16 protein-coding genes are annotated in these 17,350 nt (G+C 63.7%); 9 read left to right on the plus strand and 7 right to left on the minus strand.

Annotated elements, in window-relative coordinates; genetic code table 11:
• The first annotated feature begins 24 nt into the window (after positions 1-24).
• Positions 25-1,014 (plus strand): AEC family transporter, encoded by a 990-nt coding sequence (locus C8J33_RS04035; RefSeq protein WP_132663213.1) that lies wholly within the window; start codon positions 25-27, stop codon positions 1,012-1,014.
• On the opposite strand, the gene C8J33_RS04040 is transcribed toward C8J33_RS04035, so the two are convergent.
• Positions 982-2,184 (minus strand): UbiH/UbiF family hydroxylase, encoded by a 1,203-nt coding sequence (locus C8J33_RS04040; protein ID WP_132663214.1) that lies wholly within the window; start codon positions 2,182-2,184, stop codon positions 982-984. The two genes, C8J33_RS04035 and C8J33_RS04040, sit on opposite strands and share 33 nt — an antisense overlap.
• A 287-nt stretch (positions 2,185-2,471) precedes the next feature.
• On the opposite strand from C8J33_RS04040, the gene pcsA reads away from it, so the two are divergent.
• From pcsA to C8J33_RS04080, 8 genes are all read left to right on the plus strand, one after another.
• Positions 2,472-3,197 carry a phosphatidylcholine synthase gene (gene pcsA, locus C8J33_RS04045; protein ID WP_110727888.1) on the plus strand — a complete coding sequence of 242 codons (726 nt, stop codon included), beginning with the start codon at positions 2,472-2,474 and terminating at the stop codon, positions 3,195-3,197.
• A gap of 11 nt (positions 3,198-3,208) precedes the next feature.
• On the plus strand, positions 3,209-4,183 hold the full coding sequence (locus C8J33_RS04050; protein WP_132663215.1) for a quinone oxidoreductase family protein: 975 nt from the start codon (positions 3,209-3,211) through the stop codon (positions 4,181-4,183).
• A 49-nt stretch (positions 4,184-4,232) separates the two neighbouring features.
• The gene (locus C8J33_RS04055) at positions 4,233-5,831 is read left to right on the plus strand and encodes an ABC transporter ATP-binding protein (RefSeq protein ID WP_132663216.1); all 1,599 of its coding nucleotides are present in this window, start codon (positions 4,233-4,235) and stop codon (positions 5,829-5,831) included.
• Positions 5,821-6,915 (plus strand): ABC transporter permease, encoded by a 1,095-nt coding sequence (locus C8J33_RS04060; protein ID WP_132663217.1) that lies wholly within the window; start codon positions 5,821-5,823, stop codon positions 6,913-6,915. Before C8J33_RS04055 ends, C8J33_RS04060 begins: the two co-directional genes overlap by 11 nt.
• Position 6,916: 1 nt before the next feature.
• Positions 6,917-7,837 (plus strand): ABC transporter permease, encoded by a 921-nt coding sequence (locus C8J33_RS04065; protein ID WP_110734515.1) that lies wholly within the window; start codon positions 6,917-6,919, stop codon positions 7,835-7,837.
• A 45-nt stretch (positions 7,838-7,882) separates the two neighbouring features.
• Positions 7,883-8,953, plus strand: coding sequence for a BMP family ABC transporter substrate-binding protein (locus C8J33_RS04070; protein ID WP_132447300.1), 1,071 nt, complete (start codon positions 7,883-7,885; stop codon positions 8,951-8,953).
• A 260-nt stretch (positions 8,954-9,213) separates the two neighbouring features.
• Positions 9,214-9,972: a FadR/GntR family transcriptional regulator gene (locus C8J33_RS04075; protein WP_110798925.1), complete on the plus strand. Its 759-nt coding sequence runs from the start codon at positions 9,214-9,216 to the stop codon at positions 9,970-9,972.
• Between the two features lie 144 nt (positions 9,973-10,116).
• On the plus strand, positions 10,117-11,412 hold the full coding sequence (locus C8J33_RS04080) for a hemolysin family protein (protein ID WP_092933794.1): 1,296 nt from the start codon (positions 10,117-10,119) through the stop codon (positions 11,410-11,412).
• A gap of 184 nt (positions 11,413-11,596) precedes the next feature.
• Here C8J33_RS04080 and C8J33_RS26915 read toward each other — a convergent pair whose 3' ends face one another.
• The 6 genes from C8J33_RS26915 to C8J33_RS04105 form a co-directional block, all read right to left on the minus strand.
• Entirely contained in the window at positions 11,597-11,743 is a 147-nt protein-coding gene (locus C8J33_RS26915; protein WP_092933792.1) for a hypothetical protein, read from the minus strand.
• Between the two features lie 83 nt (positions 11,744-11,826).
• The gene (gene glp / locus C8J33_RS04085; protein WP_132663218.1) at positions 11,827-13,044 is read right to left on the minus strand and encodes a gephyrin-like molybdotransferase Glp; all 1,218 of its coding nucleotides are present in this window, start codon (positions 13,042-13,044) and stop codon (positions 11,827-11,829) included.
• Positions 13,041-13,550, minus strand: coding sequence for a cyclic pyranopterin monophosphate synthase MoaC (gene moaC / locus C8J33_RS04090; RefSeq protein ID WP_132663219.1), 510 nt, complete (start codon positions 13,548-13,550; stop codon positions 13,041-13,043). Before moaC ends, glp begins: the two co-directional genes overlap by 4 nt.
• Entirely contained in the window at positions 13,550-14,365 is an 816-nt protein-coding gene (gene trpC / locus C8J33_RS04095) for an indole-3-glycerol phosphate synthase TrpC (protein ID WP_132663220.1), read from the minus strand. The genes moaC and trpC overlap by 1 nt, the downstream gene beginning before the upstream one ends.
• A 1-nt stretch (position 14,366) precedes the next feature.
• Positions 14,367-15,386, minus strand: coding sequence for an anthranilate phosphoribosyltransferase (gene trpD / locus C8J33_RS04100; protein ID WP_132663221.1), 1,020 nt, complete (start codon positions 15,384-15,386; stop codon positions 14,367-14,369).
• A 14-nt stretch (positions 15,387-15,400) separates the two neighbouring features.
• Positions 15,401-17,290 (minus strand): peptidylprolyl isomerase, encoded by a 1,890-nt coding sequence (locus tag C8J33_RS04105; RefSeq protein WP_132663222.1) that lies wholly within the window; start codon positions 17,288-17,290, stop codon positions 15,401-15,403.
• Between the last annotated feature and the right edge of the window lie 60 nt (positions 17,291-17,350).

The raw sequence follows: 17,350 nt of genomic DNA on the forward strand, positions 1-17,350 counted from the left end.
GGGCGCCGCCTCCAGGATCGCGACATGACCGACATCTTCAGCCTTGTGGCACCGTTCTTCGGTCTCATTCTTCTCGGTTATGGAGCGGCGCATCTGTTCGGCCGACGAGACGGAGCGGGTTCGGCGAGGCCCTGCCTCGAAGGCATGGGCTGGCTTAACGTCTATATTCTCTATCTCGCGCTGCCGTCGCTGTTCTTCACCCTCATTTCCCGCACGCCGATACACGAACTGACCCGGTTCGATTTCATCCTCGCCGATGTCGCCGCCACCTATTCCGTCTTCACCCTCATCTTCGTGGCGGCCCTTTGGTTTCGCCGCGCACCTCTGGCGGAAGCGACGGTGCAGGGGCTGGCGGCCGCTTATGGCAATATCGGCTATATGGGGCCGGGGCTCGCCCTGCTTGCGCTCGGGGAACGTGCGGCCGTACCGGTCGCGCTGATCTTTTCCGTCGAGAACGTCGCGCATTTCATCACGGCGCCGGCGCTGATGGCGGTTGCGGGAAGTGAGAAGCAGAATCCGGCAAGGCTCGCTCTGTCCGTCCTGCGCAAGATCCTGCTGCATCCCTTCATTCTTGCAACGACAATCGGGGTCGCCGCGGCCGCGTTGCAGGTGCAGCCGCCCCTCGCGATCCGCCGGCTGATCGAGGCGCTGGCGCCCACAGCCGCGCCTTGTGCGCTGTTTGCGATGGGCGTGACGCTCGGGCTTCGGCCGCTGAAGCGGGCACCGGTGGAGCTGACCTATATCGTTCCGGCCAAGCTGCTTCTGCACCCGGCCGTCATGTACCTCGTGCTGAGCACCGCCGGGAATTTCGAGCCGATCTGGGTGCAGGCCGCCGTGCTGCTCGCGGCGCTGCCGACGGCGACGAACGTGTTCGTGATCGCCGAGCAATACGGCGTCTGGCAGGAACGGGCCTCTGCGACCATCCTCATCACGACGGCGCTGTCCATGCTGAGCGTCACGGGCCTTCTCTACCTGATCGGATCAGGCGGAGTGCCGGCCGATCTTTTCCCGTAAATCCCCCAGTATGGACCGGATCGCGCTGCCCGGCCGCAGGCCTTCCTGCATAACGAGGCTGCGCAGGGCGCCGGCCGATGACAGCGCCTGCAGCCCGCCCGCCCGCAGCATCTGCACCGGCAGAAAGCCGGTGAGCAAAGAGCGGTTGAGCAGGTCCACGCTGACCGTCCGGCTGAGGATATCGGCGCGCCTGCGCCGATCGTAGCGGTCGCCGAGATCCGCCGGTATCGCCGGCAGTTCGGCGAGCATGGCGACCAGCGTCATGACGTCGCGCAGGCTGAGGTTCAGGCCCTGTGCACCGATGGGCGGGAAGGCATGGGCAGCCTCGCCCACGAGAATGACGCGGCCCTTGCCGAAGCGCGTGGCGGCCATGCCGGAGAGCGGGAAGGCCTGGGGTTCGGTATCGACCGTGACCTTGCCGAGCATGGACTGCATCCGCTGCTCCACCGCGCTCGACAGTGCGGCCGTCTCCCGCGTCAACATTTCCGCCGCCGCATCGGGCGTCATCACCCAGACGAGGCTGGAGCGGTTGCCGGGAAGCGGAACTTGCGTGAACGGACCCTGACGCGTGTGAAACTCGGTCGAGATGTTTTCATGCGGGCGCTCATGGGCGAAGTTCAGGACGACCGCCGTCTGCGGATAGCTCCAGTTGCGCGTCTCGATACGGCGCGCCTCGCGAACGAGCGAGCGCCTTCCGTCCGCGCCGATCACCAGCGACGCCGTCAGCGAACGGCCGTCGGCCAGCGTCAGGGTGCAGCCTGTTGCGTTCTCCTCGAGACTTTCCAGTCTCGCGTCGATGCGGGTGATGGATGGTGCGCTCTCGATGCGGCGGTTCAGCACGTCGAGGAATGGTGCGTTCGGCAGATTGTAGCCGAAAGCGTCGAGGCCGATTTTAGCCGCACGGAAGGTGACGACCGGCGCGCGCAGAAGGCGATCCGTACCGTCGATGATGCGCAGCGTGGCCAGCGGCGCGCCGAGTGCGCTGACCTCTTCCCCGAGGTCGAGCTTCCTCAGAAAGCCGATCGCCTCGTCCATCAAGGCCGTCGTGCGACGGTCATGCGGGGCGGTCGGCGCGATGAGCGCGACCGTGCGGCCATCGCGGGACAGGGCGAGGGCGGCGAGGGCGCCTGCGAGGCCGGCGCCGATGACGGCGATATCGGTGTGATCCATGATTCGGTTCTCTTCCTTCGCCTTGGGCCGTCCGAGCCCATACCTAGCGCCGACCGCGTCTTTTTGGAATGGTCGCCGTTGCCGCACGTGGTGCGTAAGTCCACAGCGGAATACGCACAGAGCACGGCAATCGCTTGTTTTTGCTGGCAGGGCAGGGCAAACGATGCATATTACGGACATGCCGGCAGCGACATTGTCGCGGCGGAGGAGGCGGTGCGGCATGACCTGGCAATATACGGGTCGCTCACCGAGTTTACGCGAAGCGTCAGCACAGGATGCGTCTGCCGATGAAGTTCTTCAATTACAAGCCGGTTCCCTACGCCGAGATCCGGGCTTTCTCGGTCCATGTTCTCACGGCTTCCGGATCGTTTCTCGCGTTCCTCGGCGTCGTCGCCGCGGCGGAACATCGCTTCGTCGACATGTTCTGGTGGCTGGGTCTGGCGCTCGCCGTCGATGGCATCGACGGGCCGATCGCCCGCAAGGTCCGCGTCAAGGAGGTGCTGCCCAACTGGTCGGGCGATACGCTCGACAATGTCATCGACTACGTGACCTATGTGCTGCTGCCGGCCTTTGCGCTCTATCAGAGCGGCATGATCGGCGAGCCCTGGTCGTTCGTCGCGGCCGGCGCGATCGTTATGTCCAGCGCCATCTATTATGCCGATATGGGCATGAAGACCGACGAGTATTTCTTCTCCGGTTTTCCGGTCGTCTGGAACATGGTGGTGTTCACGCTCTTCGTCGTGCAGGCCAGCGAGCTTGCGGCGTCCATCGTCGTCTTCGTCTCGGTGTTCCTCACTTTCATGCCGATCAGCTTTCTCCATCCGGTGCGCGTGCGGCGGTTGCGGCCGCTCAATCTGGCAGTCTTTACCGCCTGGTCGGTGCTCAGCGCCTATGCGCTGCTGATGCATTTCGAGACCCCTGCCTGGGTGGTCTGGGGCGTCGTCGGCACGGGCGTCTATCTCTACGTCATCGGGTTCATTCTGCAGATCTTCCCCAATCTCGGACGCGAATAAAGGAACAGGCCATGGCAAGAGCAATCATGATCCGGGAGCTGGGTGGCCCCGACGTCCTGAAGATCGAGGGCGTGACCGTTCCGCCGCCGTCGCGCGGCGAGGTGCAGATCCGTCAGGAGGCGATCGGCGTCAACTTCATCGACGTCTATTTCCGGACCGGCCTTTATAAGGCGGCGAGCCTGCCCTTTATTCCGGGCAAAGAGGGTGCCGGCATCGTGACTGCGGTCGGCGATGGCGTGACATTGTTCTCTGCCGGCGACAGGGTCGCCTATGCCGGCGCGGATGGGGCCTATGCCAGCGAGCGCAACATCGACGAGCAGCATCTGATCAAGGTGCCCGACGATATTCCGCTGGAAACGGCGGCTGCGATGATGCTGAAGGGCATGACCGCGCAATACCTGCTCAACCAGACCTTTGCCGTCGGCCCCGACACGGTTCTGCTGTTTCATGCGGCTGCCGGCGGCGTCGGGCAGATTGCCGGGCAGTGGGCCAAGGCGCTGGGCGCGACGGTGATCGGCACGGCGGGATCGCCCGAGAAGATCGCGATGGCGCTGGAGCATGGCTACGACCACGTCATCGACTACCGGTCGGAGGATTTCGTCGCGCGGGTAAAGGACATCACCAAGGGCAAGGGCGTTGACGTGGTGTACGATTCCGTTGGCAAGGATACGTATCCCGCCTCGCTCGACTGCCTGAAGCCGCGGGGGCTTTGGGTCAGCTTCGGCAACTCTTCCGGGGCCGTTGAGGCCTTCAATATCGGCGTGCTGTCCCAGAAGGGATCGCTGTTCGCCACGCGTCCGACGCTCTACACCTACACCTCGACACGGCCGGCGCTTGAGGCGTGTGCAAACGCGTTGTTTGATGTTGTGCGGAGCAATAAAGTGCGTATCAATATCAACCAGACATATGCTCTTGATAATGCAAGCCAGGCGCATGCGGATCTGGAAGCCAGAAAGACGAGCGGAACAACTTTGCTGATTCCCTGAGAAGCCGAAACGGCGCCCGGGCATCTGCGGCTTGAAAGAGGGGGATGGCGTGGCGGTTGAAGGACCCAGCGCTGACAGCACCCTGCTGTCGGTCAGCAAGCTGACGAAGATTTTCGGAACTTTTGCAGCCTGCAACGGGATCGATCTCGATATACGGCCGGGCGAGATCCATGCCCTTCTCGGTGAGAACGGCGCGGGCAAATCCACCCTCGTGAAGATGCTTTTCGGCGTCCTCGGCCCAACGAGCGGGCAGATACACTGGCGCGGCCAGCCGGTGCGCATTGCGAGCCCGGGAGCCGCGCGGCGCTTCGGCATCGGCATGGTTTTCCAGCATTTCTCCCTGTTCGAGGCATTGACGGTCGCGGAGAACATCGCGCTCTCGATGGATCCTGGCATTTCGCTCAACAAGATTTCGGAAGAGGCTGCCGCACTGTCGGTCAGCTACGGGCTGCCGCTCGATCCGAAGGCGCATGTCGCGGACCTTTCCGTGGGCGAACGCCAGCGGATCGAGATCGTGCGCGCGATGCTGCAGAACCCGCAGCTCATCATTCTCGACGAACCGACCTCCGTGCTCACACCCCAGGAGGCCGACAGGCTGTTCGAAACGCTGGCGAAGCTGAAAGCCGAGGGACGTTCGGTTCTCTATATCAGCCACAGGCTGGAAGAGGTGCAGCGCATCTGCGACCGGGCGACCGTGCTGCGCCACGGCAAGGTGACCGGCGCCTGCGACCCGCGGCAGGAAACGCCCGCGTCTCTCGCCCGCATGATGGTGGGCAGCGATGTCGCGCATGTGAGCGCTGTCGGCACGTCCGTGAAGGGCAAGGTTCAGCTCGAGGCACGGCACCTCAAGGCCGCGGCCCGTACGCCGTTCGCCGTGTCGCTGAAGGACATCTGTCTGAAGGTGCATGCCGGCGAAGTGCTTGCGATTGCCGGCGTTGCCGGCAACGGACAGGGCGAACTGTTCGATGCCCTCTCCGGCGAGTATCCGACAGCCGACAACGACGCCGTCTTCATCCGCGAGAAACCCGTCGGCCGACAGGGCATCAACCAGCGGCGTGCGCTGGGTGCCGGCTTCGTGCCGGAGGAGCGCCACGGACATGCCGCCGTTTCCGCCCTGCCGCTGTCGGACAATCTGGTGCTGGCGCGCTACTATTCGGACCGCAAAGCCTTCATCGGTGGTGGTGCGCTCGGTCTCATCCGAAACGGTGCCGTCAAGCGCGCCGCAAAGCGGATTTCCGAGGCGATGGACGTCCGCAAGAGCGGGGAGGATCCACCGGCGGGCTCGCTGTCGGGCGGCAACCTGCAGAAATTCATCGTCGGACGCGAACTCGACCGTCAGCCTTCTGTTCTGATCGTCAACCAGCCGACCTGGGGTGTGGATGCGGGTGCCGCGAGCCGTATCCGCCAGGCACTGGTGGATCTCGCCAAGGGAGGCTCCGCCGTGCTGATCATCAGCCAGGATCTCGACGAGATCTTCGAGGTGGCAACCGAGATCGCCGTCATCAACGACGGCAAGCTTTCCGAAATTTATCCTGCCGCCGCCCTGTCGCGTGAAAAGATCGGGCTTCTGATGGGCGGCATGCAGGGGACGACGGCGTCCGAGGCGGCCGCTGCCGCGACTGTGAAAGAGACGGCCCATGCGCATTGAGCTTGAAAAGCGGCCGAAGGTCTCTCTTCTCTATGCTTTCCTGTCCCCCGTCATCGCGCTCTGCCTGACCATCGTGGCCGGCGCGATCATGTTCGTGTTCCTCGGCAAGGACCCCGGACTGGCGCTCTACAGCTTCTTCATCGAGCCGCTGACGGAAGTCTGGTCGCTGCACGAACTGGCGATCAAGGCGGCGCCGCTGATCCTGATCGCTGTCGGTCTCTCCATCTGCTACCGGTCGAACAACTGGAATATCGGGGCGGAAGGCCAGTTCATCATGGGCGCGGTGACGGGCTCCATCGTCCCGGTCGTCTTCCACGAATGGCATTCGGCCCTCGTCCTGCCGCTGATGCTCGTCATGGGCATGATCGGCGGCGCGCTCTATGCCGGCATTCCGGCCTTCCTCAAGGCGCGGATGAACACGAACGAGATTCTGACGAGCCTGATGCTCGTCTATGTCGCCCAGCTCTTCCTCGATTGGCTGGTGCGCGGCCCTTGGCGCGATCCGGGCGGGTTCAACTTCCCGGTTACGCGCGCATTCGCGCCCGAAGCGATCCTGCCGGAGATGCTGGCCTCGGGCCGCGCCAATTACGGATTCGCTTTTGCGATCATCGCCGCGCTCGCCATCTGGTTCATGATGCGCTTCACGCTCAAGGGCTTCGAGATCACGGTTCTCGGCCAGTCCGAGCGGGCAGGGCGGTTCGCCGGCTTCTCCTCACGGCGGATGATCTGGTTTTCCATGCTTGTTTCGGGCGCCTTTGCCGGGCTTGCCGGCATCTCGGAGGTTTCCGGCGCCATCGGCAAGCTGCAGCCGGTGATCTCGCCCGGCTACGGCTTCACCGCCATCATCGTTGCCTTCCTCGGCCGGTTGAACCCGCTTGCGATCATCGTCGCCGGTCTCGTTCTCGGCCTTACCTATCTCGGTGGCGAGGCGGCGCAGATCTCGCTCGGGCTGTCCGACAAGGTCGTGCGGGTGTTCCAGGGCCTACTGCTCTTCTTCGTGCTCTCCTGCGACACGCTGATCCAGTATCGCATCCGCATCGTCTGGCGCCGGGTGACTGGCCAAGTGACGGAAGGAGCGCACTGACATGGGTATCATCGAAGCCATTCTGCTGACGGTCATCACAGCAGCGACACCGCTGGTCATCGCCGCTGCCGGCGAACTGGTGACCGAACGGTCGGGCGTGCTCAACCTCGGCGTCGAGGGCATGATGATCATCGGCGCCGTCTGCGCCTTCGCCGCGACGCAGGCGACCGGCTCGCCCTATATCGGCATTCTCGCGGGTATCCTGTCCGGCACGCTGTTCTCGCTGCTCTTCGGCTTCCTGACGCTGACGCTGGTGGCAAACCAGGTTGCGACCGGGCTGGCGTTGACCATTCTCGGCCTCGGGCTTTCGGGGCAGATCGGCGAGCCCTATGCGGGACAGTCGGGTATCAAGCTGCCGCAGATCGTTTTTCCCGTCCTCAGCGACATCCCGGTCATCGGCCGGCTGCTGTTCCAGCAGGACCTGATCTTCTACCTGTCGATCGCGCTCATTGCTGGCATCCACTGGTTCCTGTTCCGCAGCCGGGCCGGGCTGAAGCTGCGCTCCGTCGGCGACAGCCATACCTCGGCCCATGCGCTCGGCATCAACGTCATCCGCACGCGATACCTCGCCGTCATGTTCGGCGGCGCCTGTGCCGGTCTCGCGGGCGCGCAACTGTCGCTGGTCTACACGCCGCAGTGGGTGGAGAACATGTCGGCCGGGCGCGGCTGGATCGCGCTCGCGCTGGTGGTCTTTGCTTCTTGGCGGCCATGGCGCATCGTTGCGGGCGGTTATCTCTTCGGCGCCGTGTCGATCAGCCAGCTTTATGCACAGGGGAACGGCTTCAATGTGCCGTCGCAGCTTCTGTCAGCGCTGCCGTACCTTGCAACGATCGTCGTCCTCGTGCTCATCTCGCAGAACCGCCGGATGACGATGATCAACACGCCGGCCTCGCTCGGCAAACCCTTCGTGCCGGATCGCTGATCCGATCGGCCAAAGACATCTATTCGACAACATGAGAGGTCCAAAATGAAGAAACTTATCCTCGCTCTCGTCGCCACGACGGCGGCCATCGGCTTTGCCGCTTCGGCAAGCGCCCAGGAAAAGGCCAAGATCTGCTTCGTCTATGTCGGCTCCAAATCGGACGGCGGCTGGACGCAGGCGCACGACATCGGTCGTCAGGAGCTGGAAAAGGCGCTCGGCGACAAGATCGAGACGCAGTTCCTCGAAAACGTGCCGGAAGGCCCGGATGCGGAACGCGCTATCGAACGCCTGTCGCGCTCGGGTTGCGGCCTGATCTACACGACGTCGTTCGGCTTCATGGACGCGACGGTGAAGGTTGCCGCCAAGTTCCCGAAGGTGATGTACGAGCACGCAACCGGCTACAAGACCGCGCCGAACGTCGCGACCTATAACAGCCGCTTCTACGAAGGCCGCTATATCCAGGGCCAGATCGCTGCCAAGATTTCCGAGAAGGGCGTCGCTGGCTACATCGCCTCCTTCCCGATCCCGGAAGTCGTCATGGGCATCGACGCGTTCCTGATCGGCGCGCGCTCGATCAACCCGGACTTCAAGATCAAGGTCGTATGGGCGAACACCTGGTTCGACCCGGGCAAGGAAGCCGATGCGGCCAAGGCGCTGATCGACCAGGGCGTCGACGTGCTGACGCAGCACACCGACACCACAGCGCCGATGCAGGTTGCGGCAGAACGCGGCATCAAGGCTTTCGGCCAGGCCTCGGACATGATCGCTGCCGGCCCGAAGACCCAGCTGACCGCGATCAAGGACACTTGGGGCGCCTACTACATCAAGCGCACGCAGGCCTTCCTCGATGGCAAGTGGGCCACGACGTCGAGCTGGGATGGCCTGAAAGACGGCATCCTGACCATGGCGCCCTACACCAACATGCCTGACGACGTGAAGGCGATGGCGGAGGCGACGCAGGCGAAGATCGAGTCGGGCGAACTGAAGCCCTTCACCGGCCCGCTGAAGAAGCAGGACGGCAGCGTCTGGCTGAAGGAAGGCGAGACCGCTGAAGATGGCGTCCTGCTTGGCCTCAACTTCTACGTCGATGGCGTAGACGACAAGCTGCCGCAATAAGCCGTTGTGATCGGGTCGCCGCGCGGCTCTGTCTCTTCAACGCGCTCCGGCAGGGCCGTCCAAACGGCCCTGCTGTTTAAGCGATACATTGACAAGCGCGGTCCTTTTCCATCATGCTTCCGAATTCCATTTCGTTCAGAAATGAAATGAAAATTCCATCTCTCCCTCCAAGACACGCATATTGTCATATGATATGATTTTTCTGTCGTCCGGGAGGAATGTGGCGACAGAACGCGTAGTGAGTCCGACGAGGGGGAAGCATGAAGAAGGGTCCGCTGGAGACGCTGATCACAGGCGTCGATACGCGCACGAGCCATTCGCAGGTCGTGGATGTCCTCGGCCGCGCCATCATTTCCGGTGAGTTTCCCGTCGGCACCATTTTGCCGGGCGATCAGGAACTGGCGATGCGCTTTAAGGTGTCCCGCACCGTGCTGCGCGAAGCCATGAAGACATTGGCGGCCAAGGGCCTGATCGTGCCGCGTGCGCGGATCGGAACGCGGGTGACCGCCCGCAACCAGTGGAACCTGTTCGACAGCGACATCCTCACCTGGCACTTTCACAATGGCATCGACGAGGATTTCCTGACGCATATCAGTGAGGTCCGCATGGCCTTCGAGCCGCATGCCGCGGCACTGGCCGCCATCCATGCGACCGAAGCGGAGATCAGCCATATGATGCGGCTCGCCGTCGCCATGGGCGATCCCGCGCATACGCCCGAATCGCTGGCCGTGGCGGATCTGCGCTTTCACCTCGCCGTGGCCGAGGCGTCGGCCAATCCTTTCATGCGCAGCGTCGGCAGCCTGATCGAGGCGGCGCTTGTCGGCATTTTCAAGCTCAGCTCGCCCGCAGCCGACCGTGAGGGCATCGAGGACGTCTCGCGCAATCATATCCGCATCGTGGAGCAGATCAGCCGGCGCGACGAGGCGGGGGCCCGCGCGGCGATGGAAGTGGTCATCCGGGTCGGCCGCGCACGTGTTCGTGTGGCCATGGACGACACACCCGAGACGGTCGCTGGCTGACAATCGTCGGTCTGTAACGGCAAGAATGGTGAAACTTGCCGTATCCCGCCTTGCTGCATTGCGCGGTTCCGCCTATTTCATGAAAACGATGATATCGCGCGCTGTGAAACCTGCACGGCGCGGAACATCGGTTTTCGAGGATCCATGTCCGAATTGCTCGTCATTTTCGTTCTTCTTCTGATCAATGCCTTCTTTGCCATGTCGGAAATGGCTCTCGTCTCCGTCAGCCGGCCGATGCTGCGGCAAATGGCCCGGCAGGGAAACGTCCGTGCGGAGATGGCGCTGAACCTTGCGGAAGATCCGGGCAAGTTCCTCTCGACCGTGCAGGTTGGCATCACGCTCGTTGGTACGCTGGCCGGCGCCTATGGTGGCGCGACGATCGCCGACAAGCTGGCGCCGGTCCTCAACGATATCAGCTGGATCAACCCTTATGGCAGTACCGTCTCGGTCGCTCTGGTGGTCACGCTCATCACCTATCTCTCGGTGGTTATCGGCGAGCTCATTCCCAAACAGCTGGCGCTGCGCAATTCCGAAGGCATCGCCATGTTCGTGGCGCGGCCGATGTCGATCCTGTCCAAGGTCGTCTCGCCGGTCGTCTACCTGTTCGAAGGGTCCGCCAAGGTTTTCATGCATGTCTTCGGCGTTACCAGCAACAAGGATGCGGTGACGGAAGAGGAAGTGCAGGCGATCATGGCGGAGGGCGTCGAGAGCGGCGCCATCGAGAAATCCGAGCATGAAATGCTGCGCCGCATCATTCGGCTCGGCGATCGCAACGTCAAATCCATCATGACGCATCGGACCGAGGTCAGCTTCATCGACGCGAATGACACGCTGGAGGCCGTGCGCGCAAAGATCGAGCAGACCTCGCATTCGCGATACCCCGTCATGGACACGTCCACGGGAGAGATCCTCGGTGCCGTGCTCGTGAAAGAGGTGCTGAACGTCAGCGACCGCGGGGCTTTCGACATCCGCGTCTTCGTGAAGGAACTGCACGCGCTGCCGGAAACGGCATCGTGCCTCAAGGCCCTGGAGGCGTTCAAGTCCTCGCGCATCAACATGGCGATGATCGTCGACGAGTATGGCAGCATCGAAGGCATCATCACGATCGCCGATATTCTCGAGGCGATCGTCGGCGTTCTCCCGTCGAACTATGACGATATCGAGCACGCCCTGATCCGCCTGCGCGAAGATGGGTCCTATTTGGTCGACGGCCGCACGCCGATCGACGAAATCCACCTGACCATCGGCATCGACGAGATCGATTCGGATGGCAGCTATGAGACCATCGCCGGCTTTCTTGTGCAGGAACTGCGCAAGTCCCCTGAAGAGGGCGATGTGGCCGAGGCCTTCGGATACAGGTTCGAAGTGGTGGATATGGACAGCCGCCGGATCGACAAGATTCTGGTGTCGAAACTCGACGTGGCATCGACGGAGCGGTGAGGCGGGGCTTGCCGGACCGCAGTGGGTCCGAGACAAACAAAAAGGCCGGGGGTTGCCCGACCTTTCGTTCTCAGAGTTTCTGTAACCTGCTAGTTCATCCGTAGTCAGATCACCTGACCCTGAGTATCTGCTGGAATGGTTAATAAAGGGTTAACGCGTCAGTTTTGCGTCACCCTTCGGATTTTCAATTTTCCTCAACCGAAATACCGTTTTCGCCTATCTTCAGTTCAACGCCCTGCGGTTCTTTCTCGCGGTCGTAGATGTAGACGCCCATGACGATGACCAGGACAACCAATGCGCCCAACAGCGCGTAAAGTCCGTTTCGGTTCATGCTGATATCCCCTTCGTTACCGATACTTACCGACAAATGAGATAGGGCGGGCTGAGGATTTGTGAAGATCCCGGACCGGAGGTCTAGACGTCGCGGAGGAGGAGGACGGTGCAGGCCGATCCTGCTTCGAGCGCCGGTGCACCGGGCGATCTGACGATCAGGGCATCCGACTGCGCAAACGTCTGCATCATCGAGGAATCCTGCCGCTCGAAGGCTATCGCCGACAGGCTGCCATCTGCCAGACGCTCGAGCTTTGCGCGGATATAGTCCTGCCGCTTGTCGTTGGCGGCAAGCGGCCCGGCTGTGGTTGCCGCTGCGAGGCGGTTGCGGGCCTTCAGGTGACCGAGGGTGCGGACAAGGGGCTCGAGGAAGAGGAAACCGCAGACGAGGCTCGACACCGGGTTGCCGGGAAGGCCGAGCACCTGCATGTCGCCGAGACGGCCGACCATCAGCGGTTTGCCGGGGCGCATGGCGATGCGCCAGAAATCGAGCTCCATGCCCGCACCGACGAGGGTCGACTGGACGAGATCATGATCGCCGACGGAGGCACCGCCGAGCGTGACGAGGATATCGGCGCCTGTTTCTTGCGCGGCCGCCAATCGCTCCTCGATGCTCGATCTGCTGTCCGGAGCGATGCCGAGGTCGATGATCTCCGCGCCATTCTCCCGGGCGATGGCGGCGATGCCGAGCGTGTTCGACGCGATGATCTGGTCGGGTCCAAGAGTGCTCCCGGGCGGCAAAAGTTCGTCTCCGGTTGCGAGAATGGCGACACGGACGCGCCTGAGGACGTCGAGATGGGCGTGGTTCATGCCAGCTGCCACCGTCAGGCGGCCCGAATCAAGCTGGTCTCCGGCGTGGAGGACGACATCGCCTTCGTGAAAATCCTGGCCGCGCGGCCGGATATGGCGGCCTTTGGCGGGTACGAACCGGGTCCGGATGCGATGGCCGTCGAGCCGTTCGGCATCTTCCTGGATCAGCACCGTATCAGCGCCCTCCGGCACGGGAGCACCGGTGAAGATGCGTACGGCCTGTCCCGAGAGAACCGTCCCCATGAAGCGATTACCGGCTGCGGATTCGCCGATGACGGTGACGATTGCGCCGATCTCGGCAATATTCTCGGCACGCAGCGCATAGCCGTCCATGGCGGACGAGTCGAAGGGCGGATGGGTGAGGCGGGATGCGAGATCGAGGGCGAGGACGCGGCCATGCGCGTCACCGATAGCGACCACCTCCGGCTCCGTCACGGGGCGGGCGGCGGCCAGCAGGCGTGTCAGCGCGTCTTCGACGGGAAGCAGGCTCATGGGGATTCGGTCTCGCGGATAGGCGTTTCGCGCACATAGTCGCCGGAGCGTCCCCCGGACTTCTTGAGAAGGCGGATGCCGCCGATTTCCATCTCGCGATCGACGGCCTTCGCCATGTCGTAGATCGTCAGGCACGCAACGCTCGCGGCCGTCAGCGCTTCCATCTCGACGCCGGTGCGGCCGCTGAGCTTTGCCAGCGTCTCGACGCGCAGGCCGGGCAGGCTCTCGTCGGGCACGATATCGACGGAGACCTTGGTCAGCATCAGCGGATGGCAGAGCGGGATGAGGTTGGCCGTCTGCTTGGCCGCCATGATGCCGGCGAGGCGAGCGGTGCCGATGACGTCGCCTTTTTTGGCGTCGCCCGCGAGGATGATGCGCAGTGTTTCCGGCTGCATGCGAACATAGCCCTCGGCAACGGCGATCCGAATCGTCTCGCTCTTGTCGCCGACATCCACCATGCTGGCTTCGCCGGTTTCGCCGAGATGGGTCAGCGGCGTGCCCGACATCACTCGGCTGCCTGCCTGGTGGCGGGCTCGGAGAGCAGCAGCCGGGTAGCAGCCGCCACGTCTTTTTGCCGCATCAGGCTTTCGCCGACGAGGAAGGTGCCGATGCCTGCGGCTTTCATGCGGGCGCAGTCGGCCGACGTGAAGATGCCGCTTTCGCCGACGAGATGCCGGTCGTCCGGCACCATGGGCGCGAGACGTTCGGACACGGCGAGATCGACCGCGAAGGTCTTCAGGTTGCGGTTGTTGATACCGAGCAGGGGAGACGAAAGGCGGAGCGCGCGCTCCATTTCCGGTTCGTCATGCACTTCGACCAGCACGTCCATGCCAAGGTCGAAGGCACAGTCTTCCAGCCGGTGTGCGTCGTCGTCGGTGAGAGACGCCATGATGAGGAGGATGCAATCGGCACCCCAGGCGCGGGCTTCATGCACCTGATAGGTTTCGAACATGAAATCCTTGCGCAAAGCCGGTAGGGCACAGGCAGCGCGGGCGGCCGTCAGAAATTCCGGCGCGCCCTGGAAGCTCGGCCCATCCGTCAGCACCGACAGGCAGGCGGCACCACCGAGTTCATAGGCCTTGGCGAGTGCCGGCGGATCGAAGTCCGGCCGGATCAGGCCCTTGCTGGGTGACGCCTTTTTGATCTCGGCGATAAGGCCGTATCTGCCCGCCGCACGTTTGGCCTCCAATGCCTTCAGGAAGCCGCGCGGGGCCTCCTGTCCGGCGCTCATGGCCTTGAGGTCGTCGAGCGAGACGCTTGCCTTTGCGGCGGCTATTTCCTCGCGCTTGTAGAGTTCGATGCGGTGCAGGATGTCGCTCATCTCAGGCCTCCTCTGCATTCGATACGCGCACGAGTGCCTCCAGCGCGGCGCGGGCAGCGCCTGTTTCCAGCGCATCACGGGCCAATGCCATGCCATCCGTCAACGAGCCTGCGCGGCCGGAGATGACCAGTGCTGCGGCGGCGTTGGCAAGCGAAATGTCGCGGTAGGGCGTGACGTCACCTGTAAGGACGCCGCTCAGTGCCTTCGCATTGTGCGCGCCGTCGCCGCCCTTGAGGGCTGCGAGATCGACGGTCGGCAGGCCAAAGTCGGCAGGGGTCAGGTCGAAGGTGCGAATCGTGCCGTTTTCGATGGCGGCAACGTGCGTCGTGCCGGTGGTGGTGATCTCGTCGAGGCCTTCGCCGTGGACGACCCAGACGCTGGCGGAGCCGAGGTCGCGCAGGACTTCGGCCACGGGAACCACCCATTGCGGCGAGAACACGCCGACCAACTGGCGGCTGACGCCCGCAGGGTTCGAGAGTGGGCCGAGCAGGTTGAAGATAGTGCGTGTGCCGAGCTCGACCCGTGTGGGGCCAACATGGCGCATGGCTGAATGGTGCTGTTGGGCGAACATGAATCCGACGCCGGCCTCGCGGATGCAGCGGGCGATTGCGTCCGGGCCGATATCCAGCTTGACGCCGAGGCAGGAGAGCGCATCCGCCGTGCCCGACTTGGAACTCAGCGCGCGGTTGCCATGCTTGGCGACGGGAACGCCGGCGCCGGCGACGATCAGGGAGGCGAGCGTGGAAATGTTGTAGGTGCCGGCGCCGTCCCCGCCGGTCCCAACGATATCGATGGCGTCGGCAGGCGCGTCCACGGTCAGCATGCGGGCGCGCATGGCGCCGACGGCACCGACGATCTCGTCGACCGTCTCGCCGCGCACGCGGAGCGCCATCAGGAAGCCGCCGATCTGAGAGGGCGTGGCCGCGCCCGACATGATGATTTCGAAGGCGGCCCGCGCGTCGTCCCGGTCGAGAGACTGACCGAGCGCCGCCTTGGCGATGAAAGGTTTGAGGTCCGCCATACGATCCCCTCCGCCTATTGCTGCGCCAGCGCCGTTTCGGCCACCTGCTGGTTGATCGAAACGCCGTAGCGGGTCTGCAACTCGGTGACCATCTGGTCGAGGATGTCGTCGCCGCTTGCCTGGGCGATGGCATCGACCTGACGGCTGTCCTGATCCAGCGCATCGCCGGCTGCATTTTCGACGGCGGTGACCTTCAGCAGGATCTGGCCTTCGCCATCCGTACCGGCGGCGTTCGTCACGAGGCCGTTCGGGCCGCTGAAGGCAGCGGTGACGGCGGCAGGCGAGAGCGCGGCATCCTGCGCGGTTCGGCGCAGGCCAATCTTGGTCTCCACGGCAATGCCGAGTTCCGCCGCGATGGTTTGCAGGGTCTCGCCCTTTTCGACGCGTGCCTTGAGGTCTGCGGCACGCTTGGCAAGTTCGGCGCGCTGCTGCTCGGCCGTCCAGTCGGCAACGACCTTTTCGCGCGATTCGTCGAGCGTGCGATCGCGGGCGGGCATGACGTCCTCGACCTCGAACCAGACATAACCGTCGCGGCCGAGATTGATCGGCAGGGTATCGCTGCCCGGGTCGGCCTTGAAGACTTCGGCGAGCAGTTCCTGCGGCTGCGGCAGATCGGCGATCCTCTCGCCCTGCGCATCGTTGCCGCGCGCATCGACGGCGGGAATGGAGACAGCCTTCAGGTTGCTTTCCGTCGCCGCATCCTGAAGCGTCGCGCCGGAAATACGCGCATCCTCGAACTTGTCGTGGATCGCCGTGATCTCGTTGCTCGCATTGGCAAGGGCGACCTCCTGGCGGAGCTCTTCCTTCACCTCATCGAAGGTCCGTGTGGTTGCGGGGCGGATGTTGGTGACGCGCAGAACGACCGGGCCGAAAGCGCCATCGATAACGGGCGTGGTGCCGCCGTCAGCCGCCACGGCGAAGGCAGCATCGCCGAGCTTTGCGTCCGGCACGCGCTCGCGGGTGAAGTCGCCGAGAAGGACGTCGCCGGAGGTCTTGCCCTGCTCGGAAACGAGTGCATCGAAAGTGGTGCCGGCAGCGAGTTTTGCCGCGGCGGCATCGGCGTCCGTGCGGCTGGCAAAGGTGAGCTGCTCGACCGTCCGCGTTTCCGGCGTGCTGAAGGTTGCCTTGCGCTTCTCGTAGTCGGCGCGCAGCTCATCCTCAGTGACAGCGGCCGGGTTGGCGATGTCGGTCGGCTCGAGCTTCACATAAGAGATCTTGCGGAATTCGGGGGCGCGATACTCGGCCTTGTGTTCCTCGAACCAGGGCGCGAGCACGTCGTCGGCCGGTGCCTTGATCGGATCGACATTGGCATTCGAGAGAAGCAGGTAATCGAGCGAGCGCGTCTCGTTCTGGTAGGTCTTCAGCGCGTCCGTCAGGACCGTCGGCGCCTTGAAGCCATCCGACAGGGCTTCGACGATCTGCGAGCGGACCGCGACCTGGCTGCGATTCGTGATGTAATCGACTTCGCGCAGGCCGGCATTGCGCAGCACGCTGGAGAAGACGGTGCGATCGAACTGTCCGTTGACCGCGCGGAAGGCCGGGTCCTGGCTGATGAGGGTCGCGAGACGATCCTGCGACAGGCCGAGGTTCATGTCGCTCGACAGCTGGTCGAGCGTCGCGCCCGCCACGAGCTGCGAATAGACCTGCGCCTCGACGCCGAAGGCGCGGGCCTGATCGCGCGACAGGCGGGTGCCGAACTGGCGGGAAAGCTGGGCCAGCTGCCGCTCGTAGGCAAGCCGGAAGTCCGCGGGAGACACCTTGACGTCGCCCACCGTCACGACGGCCGTAGAGGCACTCGGCGCGATGGACGACGACACGCCCCAGACTGCGAACGAGGCGACGAGAACGATCAACAGGCCTTTGACGACCCAGGTCTGGGCGCCTCTCCTCAGCATTTCCAACATAAGACTGCGCACCTCAACCGACAAAACACGCGTTCGCCCCGTGGCAAACCGTGTCGTTCC

It is taken from the genome of Rhizobium sp. PP-CC-3G-465, from assembly GCF_004343445.1.
In the GTDB taxonomy this organism is placed as follows: domain Bacteria; phylum Pseudomonadota; class Alphaproteobacteria; order Rhizobiales; family Rhizobiaceae; genus Ferranicluibacter; species Ferranicluibacter rubi.